The organism is Actinomadura harenae (assembly GCF_003696215.1).
Lineage (GTDB): Bacteria > Actinomycetota > Actinomycetes > Streptosporangiales > Streptosporangiaceae > Spirillospora > Spirillospora harenae.
In genome coordinates, this window is sequence record NZ_RFFG01000031.1 from 17,671 (window position 1) to 40,959 (window position 23,289).

The window sequence follows — 23,289 nt, forward strand, 5'->3', positions numbered from 1 at the left end:
AGCCGAGCCCGGTTCAGCCGGTCCGGGACGCCGCGCCGCACGGCGCCGCGTCCCGGACCGTCCCGGTCGCCTTGAGCGCCACGCTGGTCAGGGCCAGCGCCAGCGCGAGGTCGGAGTCGGTGTCGAGGCGGACCGCGGCCCACTCGCCGCCCGGCCGCACCCGGACCCGGCCCGACCCGGCGAGCGTCTCGCCCAGCCGGTCCAGCACCGGACGGGTCAGCCGGAACTCGGCCTCGTCCCCGCCGTGCAGGTGCAGCACCTGCCGTCCGCCGGCCGCCAGCGCGGTGCCGAGCCCGCAGTCGGCGGGGACCACCGTCACATCGGGCCAGGACCCCACCTGGGCGAGCAGACGGCCGCCGATACCCCCGGTCGTCGTCGCCGCAGTCGTCGCTGTCGTCGTCGCGCCACTCCCGTCGGCTGCCACGCACGCATCGTCCCGCCGTGACTACGCCGAGGGGAACCGCCCGAGTCGAAATCGTTACGCCCAGACGTCCGCCAGGTGCCCGGACACGCGGTGGGACCTGCCGAAACGTCCCGCGTGGGACGCCCGGGACGTCAGGTGCCGACGCGCCTCGGCGGACGCAGGACGCGCCGCGCCGGACGGGCGAGCCGGAGCAGCTCCCCGCCCACGTAGACGCCCGCGCCGATCGCCAGCGCCGTCGCGAGCGCCTCGGCGAGCACCACCGCGGCCACCCCGGTCCGCCCGGTCGTGAGCTCCAGCATGCCCCGGTACATCAGCGTCCCCGGCATCAGCGGCGCGATGCACGGCGTCACGCAGACCAGCGCCGGGACGTGGATGATCCGCGCGTAGGCGGTGCCGAGCAGCCCGACGACGGTCGCGGCGACGGCCGTGGCGGGCGCGGCGGGCAGGTCCAGCCCGCGCATCTCGACCAGGACGGCCCAGGCCAGCATCCCGCCGAGGGCGACCGGCGGCAGCAGCCGTCCCGACACCAGGTGGTAGACGGCGAACGTCACCGCGATCGCGCCCGCGCCGAGCGTCTGCGGCGCGGCGATCAGGGTCGGCGCGGTCGGGAGGTGCGCCAGCGAGATCGGCACGCCGTTGCGGGCGGCGACGTAGGTGACCGCGCCGATGCCGCTCAGGATCGCGACGATGACGAACAGCACCTCCACCAGCCGGGTCGTGCCGGTCACCAGGTCCCCGGCGATGCCGTCCTGCATGGACACCACCAGCGCGCGCCCGGGGATCAGTGCGATGACCACGCCGATGATGACCGTCCCGGACCGCACGGGCGCGTCCGTCGCCACCAGCAGGACGGTGACCAGCGTCCCGATCGCGGCGGCCAGCGCCATCTGGAAGAAGTCGGCCATGCCGCGGCGGCCGAGCCACGCGCCGGTCCGGTCGCCGAGCAGCGTCGCGACGAACGCGGCGAGCGCCGCGTACACGCCGCCGCCGACGAGCACCGCGCCCGCCGCGCCCAGCACCGACAGCGCGGTCGCCTGCACCCACGGGGGATAGGCCGTCGGGTGCCCGATGATGTCGCTGAGCCGGAACTTGGCCTGCTGGAAGCCGAGCAGCCCGCCGGCCGCCTCGCGGACCATCTGGTCGACGGCGACGAGCCGCGTGTAGTTCGGCGTCCGCCGCCGCACGCGCCGTTCCGCCGTCACCGGGGGACGGTCCCCGCGCGGCATGTAGGACATCCCGACGGCGGCGAGCGTCACGTTGTTCTCGGTGTGGGGCAGCCCGTACGCGCGCGCGATCCGGCCCATGGCCAGGTCGACGGACTCGGCGGTGTCGCCGCCCGCCAGGAGCAGCTCCCCGACCCGCAGCGCCAGGTCGAGCGTGGCGTAGGCGTCCGTCCCGACACCGGGCTCGCGCGAGCCGCGCAGCGCCGCCTCCATCGCGGCCAGCGGGTTCTCGCCGGTGGTGCCCGTCCCTCCCGTGTCCGCCGGGTCCGTCCAGGCCGGTCCGTCCGGTCCGTCGCGGTGACGATCATCCGATCCGTTCCCGGCCGCGTCGGCTTCGGCGGGGCCGCCGGCCTCGCCGTGATCCTCGTCCACTGACCCCCCGGGCTCCGATGCGACCTGCGGCGACGCTAAGGCCCGGGTGCGCGGGGACCGTGGCGGGACGCGGGGAGGCGGCCGACTCTTTGCCCGCGCATGATCGTCGATCGGGCCGTCCGGCACCACGCCAGCGGTTCGTGGCGGATTCTCAGGGATTGCCCAGAAGGGAGGCGGGGGTGTAGCTACTGGGATCCGGATCAGTGATCGATTACCCCCTTGGACATCGGAGTTCCCCCATGCCCCGTGGACCCCGCCGGGCCGCCGCCGTCGCGGCGACCGCGCTGACCGCAGCCCTGCCCCTGGTGACGGCCGTGCCCGCGCACGCCGACGACGCGCCCGCGCCGCGCACGGTGAAGATCGCCTCGTTCGACGGCGTCCGCATCACCACCAACTTCTTCCCGGCCAGGGGGCTGGCCGCCGGGTCCAAGGCCCCGACCGTCCTGCTCGGCCACGGCTGGGGCGGACGCGCCGAGACCGACCCCGCCAAGGGGCAGCTCGCGCTGCTCACCGGCGCCGGGTACAACGTCGTGACCTGGAACGCGCGCGGCTTCGGCTCCGACGGCGCGGCCAACGTGGACACCCCGGCCGTCGAGGGCCGCGACGTCATGAAGATCATCGACTGGACGGCGGCGCAGCCCGAGGTCCAGCTCGACCGCCCCGGCGACCCGCGCCTCGGCATGGCGGGCGGCAGCTACGGCGGCGGCATCCAGCTCGTCGTCGCCGGGATGGACCGCCGCGTCGACGTGATCACCCCGACCATCGCGTTCCAGAGCGTCGAGCGCAGCCTCTACCGGGACGAGGTCTACCGCGCGGGCTGGGGCTCCCTGCTCTGCCTCGGCGGCGTCATGAACGGGAACCGGATCGCCGGGAAGGTGCTGGAGGGCTGCGCGTCCGGGACGCTGAACGGCACGCTGTCGCCGTCCGTCCAGAAGCGGTTCATGCAGGCGGGCGCGGGCGACCTCGTCGACCGCGTCAAGATCCCCACCCTCGTGATGCAGGGCACCGTCGACACGCTGTTCACCCTGCGCGAGGGGCTGTCGTTCTACAAGCCGATCAAGGCGCACGGTGCGCCCGTGAAGATGATTTGGTTCTGCGGCGGGCACGGCACCTGCACGACCAAGCCGGGGTCGGCCGACCACCTGAACCAGGCCACCCTCGCCTGGTTCGCCCGCTACCTCAAGAAGGACGCCTCGGTGAAGACCGGCGCGGGCTTCGAGTACATCGACCAGGACGGCGTGTACCGGACCGCCGCGTCCTACCCGGCCCCGGCCGAGGCGCCCCTGCGCGCGTCCGGCAAGGGCCACCTGAACCTCAGCTCGCTGGACACCTCCGGCTCCCAGACGGTCGCGCAGCCCGCCAAGAACGGCCTCACGGTCGCGATCCCGTCGCCGAAGAAGGACGGCCAGGCCGTCGGCGTCCCGCACCTGAAGCTCACCTACCAGGGCCGCGCCCTGCACCCGAAGACCGCCGTCTACGCCCAGATCGTGGACGTCGACACCGGGCTCGTCGTCGGCAACCAGGCCACCCCGGTCCCGATCACGCTCGACGGACGCCGCCACACCGTCGACCGCGACCTGGAGGCCGTGTCCTGGAAGGTCGGCCCCGGCCACCGGCTGGCGCTCCAGATCACGCCGGGCACGGCCCTGTTCACCCCGCAGAAGGCTCTCGGCTGGCTGGACGCGTCGAACGCCTCCCTGACGGTCCCGACCGTCCAGCCGGGCCCCGTCGCGGACTACTGAGCCGAGCGCTCCTCCCCGGAGGACTCGTCCCCGGAGGACTCCTCCCCGGGGGGCTCCTGCCCCTCCGGGGGACGCAGGCGCTCACCGGTGCGGAGGCGGTCAAGGCCGAGCCAGATGAACTCGACCGCCATCGCCTCCGCCCGGTCGCGCGGGGTGCCCGGGTGCTCCAGCCACCACGACACCATCGACAGCATCGACCCGTACATCAGCGGGACGAGCAGCCGGGCGCGGTGCTCGTTGACCGCGAGCTCGGCGGGGGACAGGGCGGGATCGGCGCGGCGCCGGATCAGCAGCAGGTCGGCGAACGAGGAGCCCAGGCGGTCGCGCAGCTCGCGCAGGCCGGGCCCGACCTCCGGCTTGTCCAGGTGCCGGATGACCAGCGTCCAGGCGTCCGGCTCGTCGGTGGCGTAGTCGAACAGCACCCGCACCATGGCCCGGATCCGGTCGACCGAGTCGTCCTCGGCGCGGACGGCGGCGCCGAGCCGTCCGGTCAGCTCCGCGACGACCGACCCGACGACCTCGGCGAACAGCTCCTCCTTGGACGCGAAGTGCTGGTACAGCAGCGCCTTGGAGACGTCCGCTGCGGCCGCCACGTGCTCCATCTGGGTCGAGTGGTACCCGCGCCGCCCGAACTCCCGCAGCGCCACCCCGAGCAGCTGCTCCCGCCGCCGCGCCTGCGGCATTCGCCGCCGCGTGCCCGGGCTCGCGCCCATGCCCCCCGTGGTGTTGTTCATCGTGCGGTGAACTTACCCAACTCCGCGCGTGCGACGGACCGGACGTGCACCTCGTCGGGGCCGTCCGCGAGGCGGAGCGTGCGCAGCCCGGCCCACATCGCGGCGAGCGGGGTGTCGTCGGAGACGCCCGCGCCGCCGTGGATCTGGATGGCCCGGTCGACGACCTCGAGGGCGACCCGCGGCGCGACGACCTTGATCGCGGCGACCTCCGAGCGGGCCGCCTTCACGCCCTGCTTGTCGATCAGCCACGCGGTCTTCAGGGTGAGGAGGCGCGCCTGCTCGATCGCCATCCGGGACTCGGCGATCTGCTGCCGGACGACGCCCTGCGCGGCCAGCGGCTTGCCGAACGCGACCCGGTCGATCGCGCGGCGGCACATCAGCTCCAGTGCCCGCTCGGCGATGCCGAGCGCCCGCATGCAGTGGTGGATGCGGCCGGGGCCGAGCCGGGCCTGCGCGATCGCGAAACCGCCGCCCTCCTCGCCGACCAGGTTCTCCACCGGGACGCGGACGTCGGTGAACCGGATCTCGCAGTGCCCTTCCTGGTCGTGGTAGCCGAACACGGGCAGCGACCGGACGATCTCGACGCCGGGCGTGTCCATCGGCACCAGCACCATGGACTGCTGGAGGTAGGGGTGGCCGTCCGGGTCGGTCTTGCCCATCACGATCATGATCTTGCAGCGCGGGTCGGCCGAGCCGGTGATCCACCACTTGCGGCCGTTGATGACGTAGTGGTCGCCGTCGCGCTCGATCCGGGTGGAGATGTTGGTGGCGTCCGAGCTGGCCACGTCCGGCTCGGTCATCGCGAACGCGGACCGGATCTCGCCGTTCAGCAGCGGCTTCAGCCACCGCTCCTTCTGCTCGGGGGTGCCGAACAGGTGCAGCACCTCCATGTTGCCGGTGTCGGGCGCGGCGCAGTTGAGCGCCTCGGGCGCCAGGTGCGGGGAGCGCCCGGTCACCTCGGCGAGGCCGGCGTAGTCGGTGTTGGTGAGACCGTGCGCCGGGTCGGTGCTGTCGGGGAGGAACAGGTTCCAGAGGCCGCGCTCGCGCGCTTCGGCCTTCAGCTCCTCGACGACGGGCGGCAGGTCGTGCGGCCGTCCGGCGGCGATCAGCTCCCGGCGCTGCTCGGCGTACACCGGCTCGGCGGGGTAGACGTGGGCGTCCATGAAGTCCTGCAGGCGGCCGAGGTACTCCTCGGCGCGGGGGCTCAAACCGAAGTCCATGGAGCTATAGTAACTGACGGGTCAGTTACTTACGAGGTGAGGTGCCATGACGGCGTTCCAGGGACCAGCGGACCCCGGCTCGAGCGGACGCGCGGGAGGGCCGGAGAGCGGGCGCGCGGGGAAGGTCGCGCTCATCACCGGCGGCGCGAACGGCATCGGCGCGGCGGCCGCCCGGCGGCTGGCCGGCGAGGGCGTCCACGTCGTCCTGGCCGACGTCGACGAGGACGCCGGACGGCCCCTCGCCGCCGAGCTGGACGGCGCGTTCGTCCGCTGCGACGTCCGCGAGCCCGCCGACAGCGAGCGCGCCGTCCAGACCGCCGTGGACACCTTCGGCGGCCTCGACCTGGCGTTCCTGAACGCGGGCGTGATCAGCGGCTTCGGCCTCGGCGACGACTTCGACCCCGCCGCCTACCGCCGCGCGATGTCCATCAACGTGGACGGCGTCGTCTACGGCGTCCACGCGGCCCTTCCCGCCCTGCGTGCCCGGGGCGGCGGCGACATCGTCGCGACCGCCAGCATGGCCGGGCTCACCGCCACGCCCTTCGACCCGGTCTACGGCGCGAACAAGGCGGCCGTCATCGGGCTCGTCCGGGCGCTCGGGGCCGCGCACCGGGCCGAGGGCATCCGGGTGAACGCCCTCTGCCCGTCGTTCGCCGAGACCGACATCATCGCCACGATCAAGGACGAGCTGGAACGCCAGGGGTTCCCGGTCCTGCCCCTCCCGGACGTGGTGGACGCGTTCATGGCAATCTTGGACGGGGACGGCGCCGGTGAAGCCTGGTACGTGGTGCCCGGCCGCCCGTCCGAGCCGTTCCGGTTCCGCGGCGTCCCCGGGCCCCGCTGAGCCCGCCGAGAAGCCGAGCCCCCCGAGAAGCCGAGCCCGCCGAGTAGGAGAGCAGATGCGCGCCATCCAGATCACCGAGTTCGGCGGGCCCGAGGTCCTCACACCGGTCGAGCTGCCCGACCCGGTGCCCGGCGACGGCCAGACCCTCGTCGAGGTCGACCGGGCCGGGATCAACTACGCCGACACCCACCAGGCCGAGAACAGCTACCTGTCCCGGCAGACCCTGCCGATGGTGCCCGGCGGCGAGGTCGTCGGCCGCACCCCCGACGGACGCCGTGTCGTCGCGCTGCTCGGCACCGGCGGCTACGCCGAGAAGGCCGTCGCGCCGCTCACGACCGCCTGGGACGTCCCGGACGCGATCGACGACGTCACCGCGCTCGGCATGGTCGTCCAGGGCGTCAGCGCCTGGCTGCTGCTGCGCCGCAGCACCCACCTGGCCCCCGGCGAGTCGGTCGTCGTCCACGCGGCGGCGGGCGGCGTCGGGACCCTCGCCGTCCAGCTGGCCAAGGCGTGGGGCGCGGGACGGGTCATCGCGACCGCCTCGTCCGCGGAGAAGCGCGCCCTCGCACTGGACCTCGGCGCCGACATCGCCGTGGACCCGAAGGAGCCCGACCTCAAGGCCGCGCTGATCGAGGCCAACCACGGGCGCCGCGTGGACGTGGTGCTGGAGATGACCGGCGGCGCCGTGACCGACCAGAGCCTCACCGCGCTCGCCCCGTTCGGCCGCCTCGCCTTCTACGGCATGGCGTCCCGCGAGCTGCCCAAGCCCGTCCAGCCCGCCAACCTCATGTCGCACTCGACGACCGTCGCGGGCATGTGGCTGGCGCACGTGTTCCAGCTGCCCGGGGACGTCATGGGCGCCGCGCTGGACGAGCTGTTCGGCCTCGCCGCGTCCGGGCGGCTCAAGGTCGTCGCGGGCGGCGAGTACGGCCTGTCCGAGGTCCGCCGGGCCCACGAGGACCTGCGGTCCCGCCGCACGACCGGCAAGCTCGTCCTCGACCCGTCCCGCTGACGGGACGGCCGCACCCGGGCCGTTCGCCACCCGGACGGGACGGCTCAGTCGCCGACGACGCCGTTCTCGTAGGCGAACACGACGGCCTGGGTGCGGTCGCGCAGCCCCAGCTTCGTCAGGACGTGCCCGACGTGCGTCTTGACCGTCTGCTCGGCCAGCACCAGCTCGGCGGCGATCTCGGCGTTCGACATCCCGCGCGCGATGAGCCGCAGCACGTCCCGCTCGCGCGGGGTGAGCGCGGCCGTCGCCGCCGGACTCGGCCGCTCGTGCCGACGGCGGCGCGCGAAGTCGGAGATCAGCCGCCGGGTGATGGACGGCGCGAGCAGCGCGTCCCCGGACGCCACGACCCGCACGCCCTGCACCAGGTCGGCGGCCGGGGCGTCCTTCAGCAGGAACCCGCTGGCGCCCGCGCCGAGCGCCTCGTAGACGTACTCGTCCAGGTCGAAGGTGGTCAGGACGAGCACCTTCGGGGCGTCCGCGTCGTTCTTGTCCGGGTCGCCGGCCAGCTCGGCGGTCGCGGCGAGGCCGTCCATCTCGGGCATCCGGATGTCCATGACCACCACGTCCGGGGCGAGCTCGCGGGCGAGGTCGACCGCCTCCCGGCCGTTCCCCGCCTGCCCCACCACCTCGATCTCCGGATCCGACGACAGCAGCGCCGCCAGTCCGTCGCGAATCATCACCTGGTCGTCGGCGATCAGCACCCGAATCGTCACGAGATCACCCTAGGGCGTCCCCCGGGCGCGAACACCCCGGTTCGTTCCGGTGCGGGTCAGTCCGGCTCTCCGTAGGGGAGTTCCGCGGACACCGCCCAGCCGGGACGGCCGTCCCCGCGGGGACCGGCCCTCAGGGACCCGCCCAGCATCGCGACCCGCTCCCGCATCCCGACCAGCCCGTGCCCGCCGCCGGACGACTCGGGCGTGCCGTCCGGCCCCGGCCCCTCGTCCCGGACGGCCACGTCGAGCGCCTCGTCCCCGTAGCCGATCTCCACCCGCGCCGCCCCGCGCGGCGCGTACTTGGACGCGTTGCTCAGCGACTCCTGGACGATCCGGAACGCCGACAGGTCCACGCCCGTCGCGAGCGGACGCGGCATCCCCGTCACCGAGCTCGTCACCGTCAGCCCCGACCGCCGCGCCGCCTCGAGCAGCTCGTCCAGCCCGGCGAGGCCGGGCTGCGGGGCCCGCTCGGCCGCCTCGTCCTCGGCGCGCAGGAGCCCGACGACCCGCCGGGTCTCGGTCAGCGCCTGGCGGGCCGCGTCCCGGACCACCACGAACGTCGCGCGGGCCTGGTCCGGCAACTCGGGGATCTTGTAGGGGGCCGCCTCGGCCTGCATCGCGATCACCGACATGTGGTGCGCGACCACGTCGTGCAGCTCCCGCGCGATCCGGGCGCGCTCCTCCAGGACCGCCTGCCGGGCCAGGTCGCGGCGGTGCAGCTCCTCCTGCTCGCGCAGCGCCCGCTCGGCGATCCGCCGTCCGCCCACCGCGTCCCCGAACACCAGCGCCAGCAGCGCCAGCGTGGAGAGGATCAGCCCGAACCAGACCGGCATCGCCACCATCGTGGCCGGGCCGACGACCCCGGCCACGCTGACCAGGCCGACGCCGGCCACGACGGTCCGGTCCCCGGCCATCCCGATGCAGAACAGCACGACCATGAACGCCAGCCAGGCGGTCGGCGTCCACGGCCAGAAGTGCGGGCCGCCGATCACCAGCGCGCCGAGCAGCAGCCCGGCCGCCATGATCCGCCACGCCAGCAGCGGCCGGAACAGCGCCACAGCCAGTGGGGCGGCCTGGAGGAGGCCGAGGAACACGCTCTCGTCGCCCGACCGGTGCGAGACCGAGATCGGGATGGCGATGGTCCCGCCGGTCAACCCGATCGCCAGGAGCGTCACGAGCACGATCAGCGGCACACGCGAACGCCGCCTGCGCGGCAGGGACGGGCGCACCGCGTGGGGTCCGGTCGCGACGCCGGGCAGCACCGCGCGGCGCAGCGCCGCCCGCACCAGGTCGGCGCCGGCCGGCGCGCCGGACGCGGCGGCGGAGGAGGAAGAAGGCTGGTCGCTCATTTCCCTGGAGACTATTCCGCCCGAGGTCACGGCCGCCTGCCTCCGGAGAGGGAGATCACGACCCCACCTCGGGTATCGGACGGCCGGCCCGCGGGATCCGGTCGGCGCGGATCCGGTCCGCGGCGATCCCGGTCCGTGTCGATCCGGTCCGTGTCGATCCGGGCGGACCCGGCCGAACCTTGGCCGTCCGCCGGGAGTGACCGATCCTTTCCGGGGAAAAGATCACCGACATGACTACGGAGGGCAGGGAGACCGGCACGTCGACCAGTACCGCCGCGCACGGGCACTCCGCCGCCGTCGCCGTGATGCTCGCCGGGGCCGCCGCGCTGGGCGGGTTCCTGTTCGGCTACGACTCGTCGGTGATCAACGGGACGGTGGGGGCGCTCAAGGAGCAGTTCCACCTGAACTCGTTCTGGATCGGGTTCGTGGTCTCCTCGGCGCTGCTCGGCTGCGCCGCCGGGGCCTGGTGCGCCGGCCCGATCGCCGACCGGGTCGGCCGGGTCAAGGTCATGGTCGCCGCCGCGGTCATCTTCGTGGTGAGCGCGGTCGGCTCCGCCCTGGCGTTCAGCGCCGCGGACCTGACGTTCTGGCGCGTGTGCGGCGGCCTGGCCATCGGCACCGCGTCGGTGATCGCGCCCGCCTACATCGCCGAGATCGCCCCGGCGAACCTCCGCGGACGGCTCGGCTCGCTCCAGCAGATGGCGATCGTCCTCGGCATCTTCTCCGCGCTGGTGGTGAACTACATCATCGCCCGGGTGTCGGTGGGCGGCGCGACCGGCCACGTCCCCTGGGGCGGTTCGGCCTGGCGCTGGATGTTCGCCGCCGCGACGGTGCCCGCCATCCTGTACGGCGTGGTCTCGCTGGTCATCCCCGAGTCCCCCCGCTACCTGGTCAAGAAGCGGGAGCTCGCCCGCGCCCGGCAGGTGCTGCGGAAGGTCACCGGACGCGGGGACGTGGACGTCAAGATCGGCGAGATCGTCAGGTCGATCGCCTCGGACCGCCCGGTCCACCTCCGGGACCTGCGGGACGGCCGGTTCGGGCTGCTGCCGATCGTCTGGATCGGCATCCTGCTGTCGGTGTTCCAGCAGTTCGTCGGCATCAACGTGATCTTCTACTACGGGACCACGCTGTGGCAGGCCGCCGGGTTCGGCGAGAACGACGCGATGCTCACCTCGGTGATCAACTCGCTGGTCAACGTCGGCTCCACGCTCGTCGCGATCGCGCTCGTGGACAAGATCGGACGCCGCCCGCTGCTGCTGTTCGGCGCCGCCCTGATGGCGGTCACCCTCGGCGTCATGGCGGTCTGCTTCGCCACCGCGCCCGTCGTGCACGGCAACCCCAAGCTCGGCGACGTGGCCGGGCCGGTCGCGCTGGTCGCCGCCAACCTGTACGTGTTCGGCTTCGCCTCCACCTGGGGGCCGGTCGTCTGGGTGATGCTCGGCGAGATGTTCAACAACTTCATCCGGGCCTCGGCGCTCGCGGTCGCCGCCGCCGCCCAGTGGATCGCCAACTGGCTGATCACCGTGACGTTCCCGTGGCTGTCCGGGCTGTCCCTCGGCCTCGCCTACGGCCTCTACACGCTGTTCGCCGCGCTCGCGTTCTTCTTCGTCTGGCGCAGCGTCCCCGAGACCAAGGGCCGCGAACTGGAGGACATGGACAAGCTCCAGTCGCCCTCACAGCACTCCAGGCCGTCCACCACGTGACCGAAGCCCGTGCCCGGCGCCCATCAACCGGCGCCCATCAACCGGCGCCCCTGACCGGCGCCCATAACGGGCGCCCTGCCCTCGGGACGCGCGTAGTACACTCGCCCCTGTGAGAGCCGTGCTCGCCGCCGTGAAGGCGCTGACGACCACGCCGGGTCCGTCCCGGCGTCACGGCCGCACGTCCTGATCTTCGAACTGCGGTGAGGCCCCGGGAGCGAGCTCCCGGGGCCTCACCGCGTTCAGGGGTCCCGGTCGATACCATTCCGAAACCCGACCAGAAACGCGAGGAGACACCGTGTCAGAGCTGCGCATCACCCTCGACGGGAGCGAGCGGGTGGTGCCCGCGGGCACGACCGCCGGCCAGGCCCTGGAGGCCGACGGCCGCACCGTGATCGCGGCGCGGGTCAACGAGCAGCTGCGCGACCTCGAGCACCAGGTGGCCGAGGGCGACGTCGTCGAGCCGGTCGAGATCGGCTCGGCGGACGGCCGCGCGATCATGCGGCACTCCGCCGCGCACGTGATGGCCCAGGCCGTCCAGGAGCTGCACCCCGAGGCGAAGCTCGGCATCGGCCCGCCGGTCGAGAACGGCTTCTACTACGACTTCGACGTCGCCGAGCCGTTCACCCCGGACGACCTGAAGCGCATCGAGAAGCGGATGCGCGAGATCGTCAAGCAGGGCCAGCGGTTCTCCCGCCGGGTCGTCTCCGACGACGCGGCGCGCACCGAGCTCGCCGCCGAGCCGTACAAGCTGGAGCTGATCGGCCTCAAGGGCGCGGCGTCCGCCGACGACGGCGCGAACGTCGAGGTCGGCGCGGGCGAGCTGACCATCTACGACAACCTCGACGCCAAGTCGGGCGACCTGCGGTGGAAGGACCTCTGCCGGGGTCCGCACCTGCCGACCACCCGGGTGATCCCCGCGTTCAAGCTGATGCGGTCCGGCGGCGCCTACTGGCGCGGCAGCGAGAAGAACCCGCAGCTCCAGCGCATCTACGGCACCGCGTGGGAGACCCGCGAGCGCCAGGACGAGTACCTGGCGATGCTCGCCGAGGCCGAGAAGCGCGACCACCGCCGGCTGGGCGCCGAGCTCGACCTGTTCTCCTTCCCGTCCGAGCTGGGCAGCGGCCTGCCGGTCTTCCATCCCAAGGGCGGGATCATCCGCAAGGAGATGGAGGACTACATGCGCCAGCGGCAGCTGGACGCGGGATACGAGTTCGTCAACACCCCGCACATCACCAAGTCGTCGCTGTTCGAGATCTCCGGGCACCTGCCCTACTACGGCGAGGACATGTTCCCGCCCTTCGAGCTGGACGGCGTCGACTACCGCGTCAAGCCGATGAACTGCCCGATGCACAACCTGATCTTCCGGGCCCGCGGCCGCTCCTACCGCGAGCTGCCGCTGCGGCTCTGCGAGTTCGGGTCGGTGTACCGGTACGAGAAGTCCGGCGTCGTGCACGGCCTCACCCGCGTCCGCGGCATGACCCAGGACGACTCGCACATCTACACCACCAAGGAGCAGATGGGCGACGAGCTGAAGTCGCTGCTCCAGTTCGTCCTGAGCGTGCTGCGCGACTTCGGGCTCCGCGAGTTCTACCTCGAGCTGTCCACCCGCGACGAGTCCGACAAGTTCATCGGCGAGGACGCGGACTGGGAGGAGGCCACCGAGGCGCTGCGCCAGGCCGCGCTGGACTCCGGCCTGGACCTCATGGACGACCCGGGCGGCGCGGCGTTCTACGGCCCGAAGATCTCCGTGCAGGCGCGCGACGCCATCGGCCGCACCTGGCAGCTGTCCACCATCCAGCTCGACTTCAACCAGCCGAAGCGGTTCGGCCTGGAGTACCAGGCGGCGGACGGCACCCGGCAGCAGCCGGTGATGATCCACCGGGCGCTGTTCGGGTCGGTCGAGCGGTTCATGGGCGTCCTGATCGAGCACTACGCGGGTGCGATGCCGCCGTGGCTCGCCCCGGTGCAGGTCGTCGGCGTCCCGATCGGCGACGCGCACGTCCCGCACCTGGAGAAGGTCGCCGCAGCCCTGCGCGAGCACGGCATCCGGATCGACGTGGACGCCTCGTCCGACCGGATGCAGAAGAAGATCCGCAACGCGCAGAAGCAGAAGATCCCGTTCATGCTGCTCGCGGGCGACGAGGACGTGAGCGCCGACGCCGTCTCGTTCCGGTACCGCAACGGCGAGCAGAAGAACGGCGTCGCCATCCCGGACGCCGTGGACGAGATCGTCAAGGCCGTGCGCGAGCGCGTCCAGGTCTGATCAGCCGCACGTCAGCACCCCCCCGGAGAGTACGCAGCATGAAGACCAGCAGCCCGCCGTCCGCCGGACCGGGCGTGACGGCGGCCCGCCTCCTCGGCTACGGGGGCGCGGCCCTGCTGGTCTCGGCGGCCCTGGCGGTCCTGGTGTTCCAGGCCTTCGGCGGACGGCACGGGTCCGGGCCGTCCGCCTCCGGGACGGGCGGCCAGGGCCCGTCGGGCGGCGCGCCCGGCGGTGCCGTGTCCTCGTCGGGGCCGGTGCAGCAGCCGCAGGGCGGGGGAGGCGGGCAGTCGCCGTCGCGTCCGGGGACGTCCCCGGGGACGACCGCGCAGCCCGGCGACCAGGGCGCGCCCATGCCCGGCACGGACGGCGCCGTCGGCTTCGACTACTGCCCGCAGGGCACGGCCTCCTACCGCGCCGGGGGCGCCTCCGGCGTCGAGGTCGCCGTCACCGTCGGCGGCGCCGGCGTGGTGAAGGCCGAGGTCACCGTCGCGGGCCACGGCCCGCTGAGCGACCAGGCGACCGTCCGGGCGGCGGGCACGCGGACCTTCCACTTCGCCGTCGCGCCCACCCTGGTCCGCCGCGTCAAGATCACGACCCTGTCGGTCGGCGTGGACATGCAGACCTGCTACGCCCGCCCCGCCTGACGCCCGCCCCGCCGGGCGCCCGGCCCGCCTGGAGGTCGGCCCGTCTGACGGCTGTCCCGTCTGACGGCCGGGCACCCGGGCCACGCCGCCTGAGCTGGGCGCCCGTGACCCGGCGGCGGCCGGTCCGGAGTGCCTCTCTATGCTGGCTGGTCAGGCCGTCAGCAAAGGAGAGCGCCGCCTTGAGCGTAGAGCCGGAGGGCCCCGTGGTGCCGGAGGTGCGCGGCAGCGCGCCCGCGACGGGGGAGGCGGGCCCGCCCGGACCCGAGATCGAGGAGGAACGCGGCGGAGCCGGCGTTCCCGACGCCTTCCAGCGCCTCTGGACGCCGCACCGGATGGCCTACATCAAGGGCGAGAACAAGGCGTCCGGCGAGGACGGCGGCTGCCCGTTCTGCGAGATCCCCAAGATGGGCGACGAGGACGGCCTGGTCGTGGCGCGGGGGAACGGCGTCTACGCGGTGCTGAACCTCTACCCGTACAACTCCGGGCACCTCATGGTCGTCCCGTACCGGCACGTCGCCGACTACACCGGCCTGGACGAGGACGAGTACACCGAGCTGGCCGTGTTCACCCGCCGGGCGATCACCGCCCTGCGCGCGGCGAGCGGAGCGCAGGGCTTCAACGTCGGCATGAACCTCGGCCAGGTCGCGGGCGCGGGCATCGCCGCCCACCTGCACCAGCACGTCGTGCCCCGCTGGGGCGGGGACACCAACTTCATGCCGGTCGTCGGCCACACGAAGGTCCTGCCGCAACTGCTTCACGACACCCGGCGGCTGATCGCCGACGCCTGGCCGGACGGGTCCTGACCCGTCCCCGGGATCAGTGCCCGGTGAGCGGCGACGGCGACCGGGACGGCTTCTGCGGCGCCTGGGCGGGCGGCCCGGACGCGGCGACCAGCTCGGAGACCGTGACGAACTCGAAGCCCTTCGCGCGCAGCCCCTGGATCATCTTCGACAGGTTCCGCAGCGCCACGAGCCGGTCGGGGTTGCCGTGGTCGTGCGCGAGGACGATCGTCCCCGGCGTGACGTTGTTCACGATGTAGTCGACCAGGCCCTGCGGGTGGTTCTCGTAGGTCTTCTCGAGCATCTTGATGCCCCAGAGCGTCAGGTCGTAGCCGAGCTGGCCCGCCGCGCTCATCGTGGTCCCGCCGAGTTGCCCGAAGGGCGGCCGCAGGTGCCGGGGCTCCTTGCCGGTGATCTGGGCGATCGCCTTGTGCGCCCGGTGGATCGCGTCCACGGCCTCGGCGTGGGTCAGGCGCGACATGTCCTTGTGCGCCCAGGTGTGGTTCCCGGCCTCGTGCCTGTCCATCCGGCCGTGGATGATCTTGGCGTTGGCGACCGCCCGCTCGCCGACCATGAAGAACGTGGCCTTGGCCTTCTCGGCGTCCAGGATGTCGTGGACCATCCCGGTCCAGTTCGGCATCGGGCCGTCGTCGAAGGTCAGCGCCACCAGCTTCTGCGAGGTGTCGACCGACCAGGTCACGTCCACGTGCCCGTGCGCCGGGCGCCACGGCCCCGCGACCGGGATCGCCATGGCCGACTTCGGCGTCCCGTCCGGGACCGCCGCGACGGCGGCGGCCCCGCCGGCCGCCCCCACGGCCAGGCCGCCCACGGCCAGCCCCGCGCCCTTGATGATGTTGCGGCGGCTCGGTTTCTCCCGGCCCCGCTCGTCCCCCGTGTTTGTCACAGCTGAAAAGAATCTCATAGTTCGCCGAGAATTCCCCAGCGGGGTGACCAAGCTGTGAGAAAAGCGGAGAAAGGGGGCCGTCCGCGCGGGGACGGCCCCCGATCACCGGGATCGCTCAGCGGCCGGCGGGGAACCCGGTCAGTCCGCCTTCTCCTCCTCGGCGACCTTGTCCGCCAGGTGCGACGGCAGCGGCTCGTACCGCAGGAACGTCCGGTGGAAGCTGCCCGTGCCCTGCGACAACGACCGCAGGTCGATCGAGTACCGGGTGATCTCCAGCTGCGGCACCTCGGCGCGGATCACCGTCCGGCCGCCCGCCGCCAGCGTCTCCGTGCCGAGCACCCGCCCGCGCCGGGACGTCAGGTCGGACATCACCACGCCCATGTACTCGTCCGCGATCAGCACGCTGACCTCGTCCACCGGCTCCAGCAGCAGCACCGGGACCTTGCCCGCCGCGTCCTTCAGCGCCATCGAGCCCGCCGCCTGGAACGCCATGTCGGACGAGTCGACCGAGTGCGCCTTGCCGTCGTACAGCGTCACCCGGATGTCGACCAGCGGGTACCCGGCGGACACGCCGCGCTCCATCTGCTGCCGGACGCCCTTCTCCACCGAGGGGATGAACTGCCTCGGGACCACGCCGCCGACGATGCGGTCCACGAACTCGAAGCCCTCCCCGGACGGCAGCGGCTCCACCTCGATGTGGCAGATCCCGTACTGGCCGTGCCCGCCGCTCTGCTTGACGTGCCGCCCGAGCCCGTCGGTCTTGCCCCCGAACGTCTCGCGCAGCGGGACCCGCAGGTCGATCCGCTCGACCTCGACGCCGTACCGGGACGCGAGCCGGTCGATCAGCACGTCCGCGTGGGCCTCGCCCATGCACCACAGGACCAGCTGCCGGGTCTCGGCGTTGTTCTCCAGGCGGAGCGTCGGGTCCTCGGCGACCAGCCGCCCGAGTGCCTGCCCGAGTTTGTCCTCGTCGGCCTTCGACTGCGCCCGGATCGCGACCGGGAGCAGCGGGTCGGGCATCGACCACGGCGCCATGACCAGCGGGTTCGCCGGATCCGACAGGGTGTCGCCGGTCTCCGCGCGGGCCAGCTTGGCGACCGCGCAGACATCGCCCGCCACGCACTCGGTGACCGTCCTGGGGGTCTTGCCGAGCGGCGAGCTGATCGCGCCGATCCGCTCGTCCACGTCGTGGTCCTCGTGGCCCCGGTCGGTCATGCCGTGCCCCGAGACGTGCACGGTGCTGTCCGGGCGCAGCGTCCCGGAGAACACCCGGACCATCGAGATCCGGCCCACGTACGGGTCGGACACGGTCTTGACGACCTCCGCGACCAGCGGCCCCTCGGGGTCGCAGGCGATCGGGCGCGGCGGGCCGCCCGCGACCGGCGCGACCTCCGGGCACGTGTGCTCCAGCGGGGACGGGAACGCCTCGGTCACGACCTCCAGCAGCTCGGCGATCCCGATGACCGGGCCGGGCTGCTGGCCGTGCGGCACCGAGGTCGCGAGGACGGGGTAGAAGCTGCCCCGCGCGACCGCCTTCTCCAGGTCCTCGATGAGGGCCTTGACGTCGATGTCCTCACCGGCGACGTACCGGTCCATGAGCGACTCGTCCTCGCTCTCCTGGATGATCCCCTCGATCAGCGAGGCCCGCTGCTCGGCGATCCGGTCCAGGTAGGCCGGGTCCGGGGCGCACTCGACCCGCTCCCCGGTGGCGTAGTCGAAGCACCGCTGCGTCAGCAGCCCCATCAGCCCGGTCAGCTCCTCGCCCTTGGACACCGGGAAGTAGCAGGGCAGGACCCCCTCGCCGAACGCCTCCCGGAGGTGCGTCAGGGTGTCGTCGAAGTCGCCGCGCTGCTGGTCGACCTTGGTGACCACGACCGCGCGCGGCATCGACACGGCCGCGCACTCGTCCCACAGCATCCGGGTGAGCCCGTCGACGCCGTCCACGGCGGAGACCACGAACAGGGCGGCGTCGGCGGCGCGCAGCCCGGCCCGCAGGTCCCCGACGAAGTCGGCGTACCCGGGCGTGTCGATGAGGTTGACCTTCACGTCGCCGTACTCGAACGGGGCGAGGGCGAGGTTCACCGAGCGCTGCTGGCGCACCTCGACGTCGTCGAAGTCGCTGACCGTCGTGCCGTCCTCGACCCTTCCCGCGCGCTGGATCGTCCCGGTCGCGGCGAGCAGGGCCTCGGTCAGCGTCGTCTTCCCCGCCCCCGAGTGGCCGACCAGCGCGACGTTGCGCACGTTGCCCGGCCGGTCGGCCTCCGGTGCCCTGCCATGGCCACCCGGGTGGCTTGCTCTGTCCGTCATGACACACCTCCTCGGGCGGGCTCCCGCCATGGGAGCCCGTCACGCTCCTCCTGGTGGTTCTGCCCGGAGTGAGCGGCGTCACATCCGTCTCCTCACCCTTTCCCGTGTCGGCGCGGATCACAAGGGGTGAGGTGGTATTGATGAGCACTACGATGGGCGCGCCGCGCGGCGCGCGCTGGGCCGCCCTTGTCCGCCCCCGCGATGCCCGGCCCTCGAACTCCCGAAGCCTCGATGAACGGACGGCGATGCTCAACAAACTGCGGCCCGCGTTGGGCCGCGTCCTGACGCCCATCGGACGTGGAGTGGCGCGCACCGGCGTGACGCCCAACACGATCACGGTCGTCGGCACGGCGGGCACCGTCACGGGGGCGCTGGTCTTCTTCCCTCAGGGGCACTACTTCTGGGGCACGATGGTGATCACGGCCTTCGTGCTGTTCGACATGCTGGACGGCGCGGTCGCCCGCGTCACCGGCAAATCCTCGAGGTTCGGGGCGTTCCTGGACTCCACGATGGACCGGGTCGCGGACGCGGCGATCTTCGCCGGGCTCATGGTCGGCCTGTCCCGGGACGGCCGGGACGACCTCGCCGCCGTCGCCCTGTTCTGCCTGGTCGCCGGGGTCGTGGTGTCCTACGCCAAGGCCCGCGCGGAGGGCCTCGGCTACACCTGCAACGTCGGCATCGCCGAGCGGTCCGAGCGGCTGATCATCGTTCTGGTCGCGGCCGGGTTCGACGGCCTCGGCGTCCCCTACATCCTGACCTTCGCGCTGTGGCTGCTCGCCGTGCTGAGCACGGTCACCGTCGGGCAGCGCTTCGCGACCGTGTACCAGCAGGCCAACGCCGGTCCGGGCGAGCCCCCGGCGCGGCCGGTGCCCGGCTCCGGCGCCGACGGCGTGCCCGGGGCGGACGGCGTGCCCGGGGCGGAGTCCGGCCGGGAGCCCGCCGCGGAGACCCCGGAGCCGTCCGGGGAGACCGCCGAACTGAACGAGGAGCGGCACGCGCCGGGACGGCGCGCATGACCGCCACCGGGACGGAGGGGGACCGTCCCGGCGCCCGGCCCCCCGGACGCGGCGAGCGGGCGATGGCCCGGCTCACCGATTCGGCGTACGCGCTCGGCTGGACGGTCGTCCGCAAGATGCCCGAGCGCCTCGCCCGCGCGCTGTTCACCCGGATCGCCGACCGCGCCTGGCGCAAGCGCGGCGCGGGCGTGCGGCAGCTGGAGCGCAACCTCTGCCGCGTCCTCGGCCGGGACGAGCCGGACGCCCGCGTCCGGCTGATGTCCAAGCGGGTCATGCGGTCCTACTTCCGGTACTGGCTCGAGGTGTTCCGGCTCCCCGAGTACTCGCGGGAGCGGATCGTCGGGCACATGGCCATCAGCGGCCACGAGTCGATGCTCGCGACCCTCGACGCGGGCCGCGGGGTCGTCCTGGCCCTGCCCCACATGGGCAACTACGAGCAGGCGGGGGCCTGGCTCGTTCATATGGGCCACCCGTTCACCACGGTCGCCGAGCGCCTCAAGCCCGAGTCCCTTTTCGACCGGTTTGTTAAGTTTCGTGAGAGTCTGGGAATGGAGGTCCTGCCGCACCAGGGCGCGTCCGCCTTCGGACGGCTCGCCCAGCGGCTCCGCGCCGGACGCCCGGTCTGCCTCGTCGTCGACCGCGACCTCACCGAGTCCGGGATCGACGTGGAGTTCTTCGGCGAGACCGCCCGGATGCCCGCCGTCGCCGCCACCCTCGCGATGCGGACGGGCGCGGCGCTCCATCCGGTGACACTCTGGTACGAGGGCGAGGACTGGGGGGCCCGGGTGCACGACGAGATCACCGTCCCCGCCGAGGGGGACCGGCGGGAGAAGGTCCAGGCCATGACCCAGGAGCTCGCCCGGGTCTTCCAGCAGGGCATCACCGAGCACCCCGAGGACTGGCACATGCTCCAGAAGGTGTGGGTCGCCGACCTCGACCGGCCGGCCCGTCCGGCGGGGGACGCGCGGTGAGGGTCGGGATCGTCTGCCCGTACACCTGGAACGTCCCCGGCGGGGTGCAGCAGCACGTCCGCGACCTCGCCGAGGCGCTGATCGGGTACGGCCACCACGTGTCGGTGATCACCCCGGCCGACGACGACGCCCGGCTGCCCGAGTACGTCGTGTCCGCCGGACGCGCCGTCCCGGTGCCCTACAACGGCTCGGTCGCCCGGCTGGCGTTCGGGTTCCTGTCCGCGAGCCGGGTGCGCCGCTGGATCCACGAGAACGCCTTCGACGTGCTGCACGTCCACGAGCCCGCCGCGCCGTCCCTCGGCCTGCTGGCCTGCTGGGCCGCCGACGGCCCGATCGTCGGCACCTTCCACGCGTCCTACACCAAGTCGCGGGTCGTGTCGGTGACCGCGCCGATCCTCCAGTCCGCGCTGGAGAAGATCACCGGCCGGATCGCGGTGTCCGAGGCCGCCCGCAAGACCCTCGTCGAGCACCTCGGCGGGGACGCGGTGCTGATCCCCAACGGCGTCGCCACCGAGCGGTACGCGATGGCCGAGCCGCTGCCCGGCTGGCCCGGCCGCGACACCACCGGCACCGCCCCCGGCGCGCGCGCGGACGGCGGCGTGCTCGGCTTCCTCGGACGCATGGACGAGCCCCGCAAGGGCCTCCAGGTGCTCCTGCGCGCCTTCGAGATCCTCGGTCCGCAGCGCCCCGGCCTGCGGCTTCTGGTCGCGGGGCCCGGCGACGCCGACGACGTCGTCGCCCGCGTCTCGCCCGCCCTGCGCGACCGGGTCGTGGTCCTCGGCATGGTCAGCGAGGCGGACAAGGTCCGCGCCTACCACTCGGTGGACGTGTTCGTCGCGCCCAACACCGGCGGCGAGAGCTTCGGGATCGTCCTGGCCGAGGCCATGTCGGCGGGCGCCCCGATCCTCGCCAGCGACATCGAGGCGTTCGACCGGGTGCTGCTCGGCGGCCGCGCCGGGGCCCTGTTCCCGGTCGGCGACGCCGCGGCGCTGGCCGCGTCCGCCGGCGAGCTGCTGGACGACCCGGCCCGCCGCAAGCAGCTGTCCGCCGAGGCCCGCGCCGCCGTCCGCCGCTATGACTGGTCGGCCGTCGCCCGGGACGTCCTGCGCGTCTACGAGACCGTCGCCCTGCCCGGCCGGACCGTCGTCGAGTCCGGCCGCGGGGCCTGAGAGGGCCCGCCCGGGCCGCCCGGAGACCACGCCTGAAGAGCACACCCGAAGATCACACCCGAAGATCACGCCTGAAGATCACGCCTGAAGATCACGCCTGAAAGCACGACTGACAAGGACCCGCGATGCTGCCGGACTGGATCTACGACGTCGTCTTCGTCGTCGCCGTGGTCTTCCTCGTGGGCGTGTACGTGTCGCGGCGCGCCACCCGGCTGGACCGCCTGCACGTCCGCGTCGAGACCGCCCGCGCCGCGCTGGACGCCGCGCTGGTCCGCCGGGCCGCGGTCGCGCTGGAGCTGGCGGCGTCCCGGCTGCTGGACCCGGCCACCAGCCTCGTCCTGGCGACCGCCGCGCACGAGGCCCGCACCGCCGACGCCGAGTCCCGCGAGTTCGCCGAGAGCGACCTGTCCCGGGCCCTGCGCGCCGTGGTGGACCAGCCGGACTTCACCGCGACCGTGTCCGCCCGGCCGGAGGGGGAGGCCGTCCTGGAGGAGCTCGCGGCCGCGTCCGCCAAGGTCGTCTACGCCCGCAGCTTCTACAACGACGCCGTCGCGTCCGCCCGGACGGCCCGCAGGAAACTGCTGATCAGAGTGCTGCCGCTGGCCGGACGCGCCGCCTGGCCGGGCTTCTTCGAGATCGACGACGACCCGCCCCGCCCCTAGGCTCCGCCCCACTCCGGGACGGAACGGGCGAGCGGCGTCCCGTCGGGGCGTCGGCTACCCTCGGGGCCGATCACGTCGTCGAACCGAGGAGAAGGCGTGGGTTTCGCCCGAAATCGGACCCTGCGAACGTGGACGGCCGCCGGGATCGGGGGCGCGCTGCTCTGCGGGACGCTCGCCGCCTGCGGCGGGGGCGGCAAGGGCTCGTCCACGGAGTCCCTGAAGCGAGGCCCGAGCGGCACGCCCACGACCCTCGGCTACCACCCGCTCAACGGCGGGAAGACGGGCCTGAACAACCCGGTCCTCGCCGTGAAGATCGAGAACACCTCGCCGGCGATGCCGCAGAGCGGCGTGTCCGCCGCCGATCTCGTCTACGTCGAGCAGGTCGAGGGCGGCGAGACCCGGCTGATGGGCGTGTTCTCGTCCCGCCTGCCGAAGCGGGTCGGGCCCGTCCGCAGCGCCCGCATCTCCGACCTGCACCTGCTGCCGCAGTTCGGCCGCCCGGCGTTCGCGTTCTCCGGCGTCCAGAGCAAGATGAAGAAGTACATTCGCAAGGCGCCCGTGTACGACATCTCGCAGGACAACGGCGGCAAGGCCTACGTCCGGGACAACTCGCGCAAGATCCCCTACAACCTCTACGCCGACCCCAAGGACCTGCTCGCCCAGGCCCCGAAGGCCCAGCCACCGCAGGACGTCGGGTTCCGCTTCGGCCCGGCCCCGGACGGCGGCACGCCCACCGCGTCCTTCAGCGCCAAGTGGCCCGCCGCCGACATGGAGTTCACCTGGTCGGCCAAGGAGAAGCGGTGGCTCGCGTCCTTCCACGGGCGCCCCGACATGGACGCCAACGGCGGACGCGTCGGAGGGCAGACCGTCGTCGTCCAGCGCGCCAAGACCACCCGCTCCCAGTTCCACGACTTCCTCGGCGCCTACACGCCGCTGATCCACACCACCGGGACCGGCACCGCCACCGTCTACCGCGACGGCAAGGCCTTCGACGCGAAGTGGTCCCGTCCCGCCGAGGACAAGGGCACCACCTTCACGACGGCGGACGGCAAGCCCCTGAACTTCGCACCGGGACAGGTCTGGATCGTCCTGGTGAACGATGGAAAGCCCTACATGCCGTAGAGGTCCGAAACCGCGTGGGACAAGGCGCTCCGGCCCGTCCGGACGGCGTAAGGCGTGTTCTTCGTATGGCTGTCGTACATGCCGTAAGGCCCGGCCGGGCGCCGCTGACACTCTGC

General features: G+C 73.1%; 19 protein-coding genes and 1 pseudogene. 12 read left to right on the forward strand and 8 right to left on the reverse strand.

Annotated features, from left to right (window positions below; all coding sequences use genetic code 11):
* Positions 1–13: 13 nt before the first annotated feature.
* Positions 14–424 carry a luciferase domain-containing protein gene (locus tag EBO15_RS18615; RefSeq protein ID WP_147481543.1) on the reverse strand — a complete coding sequence of 137 codons (411 nt, stop codon included), beginning with the start codon at positions 422–424 and terminating at the stop codon, positions 14–16.
* Positions 425–555: 131 nt separating this feature from the next.
* Positions 556–2,019 (reverse strand): threonine/serine exporter family protein, encoded by a 1,464-nt coding sequence (locus EBO15_RS18620; protein ID WP_233616282.1) that lies wholly within the window; start codon positions 2,017–2,019, stop codon positions 556–558.
* Positions 2,020–2,258: 239 nt separating this feature from the next.
* Between EBO15_RS18620 and EBO15_RS18625 the strand changes: the two genes are divergently transcribed.
* Complete coding sequence (locus tag EBO15_RS18625) at positions 2,259–3,761, forward strand: S15 peptidase family protein (RefSeq protein ID WP_122195679.1); 1,503 nt, start codon at positions 2,259–2,261, stop codon at positions 3,759–3,761.
* Here EBO15_RS18625 and EBO15_RS18630 read toward each other — a convergent pair.
* Both EBO15_RS18630 and EBO15_RS18635 read right to left on the reverse strand, forming a co-directional pair.
* On the reverse strand, positions 3,755–4,495 hold the full coding sequence (locus EBO15_RS18630; RefSeq protein ID WP_122195680.1) for a TetR/AcrR family transcriptional regulator: 741 nt from the start codon (positions 4,493–4,495) through the stop codon (positions 3,755–3,757). The two genes, EBO15_RS18625 and EBO15_RS18630, sit on opposite strands and share 7 nt — an antisense overlap.
* Complete coding sequence (locus tag EBO15_RS18635) at positions 4,492–5,715, reverse strand: acyl-CoA dehydrogenase family protein (protein WP_122195681.1); 1,224 nt, start codon at positions 5,713–5,715, stop codon at positions 4,492–4,494. The genes EBO15_RS18630 and EBO15_RS18635 overlap by 4 nt, the downstream gene beginning before the upstream one ends.
* A 46-nt stretch (positions 5,716–5,761) precedes the next feature.
* On the opposite strand from EBO15_RS18635, the gene EBO15_RS18640 reads away from it, so the two are divergent.
* The gene (locus tag EBO15_RS18640; RefSeq protein WP_122195682.1) at positions 5,762–6,559 is read left to right on the forward strand and encodes an SDR family oxidoreductase; all 798 of its coding nucleotides are present in this window, start codon (positions 5,762–5,764) and stop codon (positions 6,557–6,559) included.
* 55 nt (positions 6,560–6,614) lie between these two features.
* The gene (locus tag EBO15_RS18645; RefSeq protein ID WP_122195683.1) at positions 6,615–7,571 is read left to right on the forward strand and encodes a quinone oxidoreductase family protein; all 957 of its coding nucleotides are present in this window, start codon (positions 6,615–6,617) and stop codon (positions 7,569–7,571) included.
* 44 nt (positions 7,572–7,615) lie between these two features.
* Here EBO15_RS18645 and EBO15_RS18650 read toward each other — a convergent pair whose 3' ends face one another.
* Positions 7,616–8,284: a response regulator gene (locus EBO15_RS18650; protein ID WP_122195684.1), complete on the reverse strand. Its 669-nt coding sequence runs from the start codon at positions 8,282–8,284 to the stop codon at positions 7,616–7,618.
* 56 nt (positions 8,285–8,340) lie between these two features.
* The gene (locus EBO15_RS18655; protein WP_122195685.1) at positions 8,341–9,633 is read right to left on the reverse strand and encodes a sensor histidine kinase; all 1,293 of its coding nucleotides are present in this window, start codon (positions 9,631–9,633) and stop codon (positions 8,341–8,343) included.
* A gap of 230 nt (positions 9,634–9,863) precedes the next feature.
* Between EBO15_RS18655 and EBO15_RS18660 the strand changes: the two genes are divergently transcribed.
* The 4 genes from EBO15_RS18660 to EBO15_RS18675 all read left to right on the forward strand — a co-directional run bounded on the left by EBO15_RS18660 (position 9,864) and on the right by EBO15_RS18675 (position 15,046).
* A complete protein-coding gene (locus tag EBO15_RS18660) occupies positions 9,864–11,336 on the forward strand; it encodes a sugar porter family MFS transporter (RefSeq protein WP_122195686.1) in 1,473 nt (490 codons plus the stop codon).
* Positions 11,337–11,631: 295 nt separating this feature from the next.
* A complete protein-coding gene (thrS, locus tag EBO15_RS18665; RefSeq protein ID WP_122195687.1) occupies positions 11,632–13,599 on the forward strand; it encodes a threonine--tRNA ligase in 1,968 nt (655 codons plus the stop codon).
* Positions 13,600–13,637: 38 nt separating this feature from the next.
* Complete coding sequence (locus EBO15_RS18670) at positions 13,638–14,243, forward strand: hypothetical protein (protein WP_122195688.1); 606 nt, start codon at positions 13,638–13,640, stop codon at positions 14,241–14,243.
* Between the two features lie 266 nt (positions 14,244–14,509).
* Positions 14,510–15,046, forward strand: coding sequence for an HIT family protein (locus tag EBO15_RS18675; protein ID WP_233616289.1), 537 nt, complete (start codon positions 14,510–14,512; stop codon positions 15,044–15,046).
* A 13-nt stretch (positions 15,047–15,059) separates the two neighbouring features.
* Here the strand turns inward: EBO15_RS18675 and EBO15_RS18680 are convergent, their stop codons facing one another.
* Together EBO15_RS18680 and EBO15_RS18685 are read right to left on the reverse strand one after the other, a co-directional pair.
* The gene (locus tag EBO15_RS18680) at positions 15,060–15,926 is read right to left on the reverse strand and encodes a polysaccharide deacetylase family protein (protein WP_158628272.1); all 867 of its coding nucleotides are present in this window, start codon (positions 15,924–15,926) and stop codon (positions 15,060–15,062) included.
* Positions 15,927–16,064: 138 nt separating this feature from the next.
* Positions 16,065–18,233, reverse strand: coding sequence for an elongation factor G-like protein EF-G2 (locus EBO15_RS18685; RefSeq protein ID WP_122195690.1), 2,169 nt, complete (start codon positions 18,231–18,233; stop codon positions 16,065–16,067).
* Between the two features lie 245 nt (positions 18,234–18,478).
* On the opposite strand from EBO15_RS18685, the pseudogene pgsA reads away from it, so the two are divergent.
* The 5 genes and pseudogenes from pgsA to EBO15_RS18710 all read left to right on the forward strand — a co-directional run.
* Positions 18,479–19,084: pseudogene (pgsA, locus tag EBO15_RS18690) on the forward strand (phosphatidylinositol phosphate synthase); the annotation flags it as partial.
* Between the two features lie 227 nt (positions 19,085–19,311).
* Positions 19,312–20,220 (forward strand): phosphatidylinositol mannoside acyltransferase, encoded by a 909-nt coding sequence (locus tag EBO15_RS18695; RefSeq protein ID WP_199744648.1) that lies wholly within the window; start codon positions 19,312–19,314, stop codon positions 20,218–20,220.
* A complete protein-coding gene (locus EBO15_RS18700; protein ID WP_122195692.1) occupies positions 20,217–21,389 on the forward strand; it encodes a glycosyltransferase family 4 protein in 1,173 nt (390 codons plus the stop codon). Before EBO15_RS18695 ends, EBO15_RS18700 begins: the two co-directional genes overlap by 4 nt.
* 125 nt (positions 21,390–21,514) lie before the next feature.
* The gene (locus EBO15_RS18705) at positions 21,515–22,051 is read left to right on the forward strand and encodes a LemA family protein (protein ID WP_122195693.1); all 537 of its coding nucleotides are present in this window, start codon (positions 21,515–21,517) and stop codon (positions 22,049–22,051) included.
* Positions 22,052–22,147: 96 nt separating this feature from the next.
* Positions 22,148–23,173 (forward strand): DUF3048 domain-containing protein, encoded by a 1,026-nt coding sequence (locus EBO15_RS18710; protein WP_122195694.1) that lies wholly within the window; start codon positions 22,148–22,150, stop codon positions 23,171–23,173.
* The last annotated feature ends 116 nt before the right edge of the window (positions 23,174–23,289 follow it).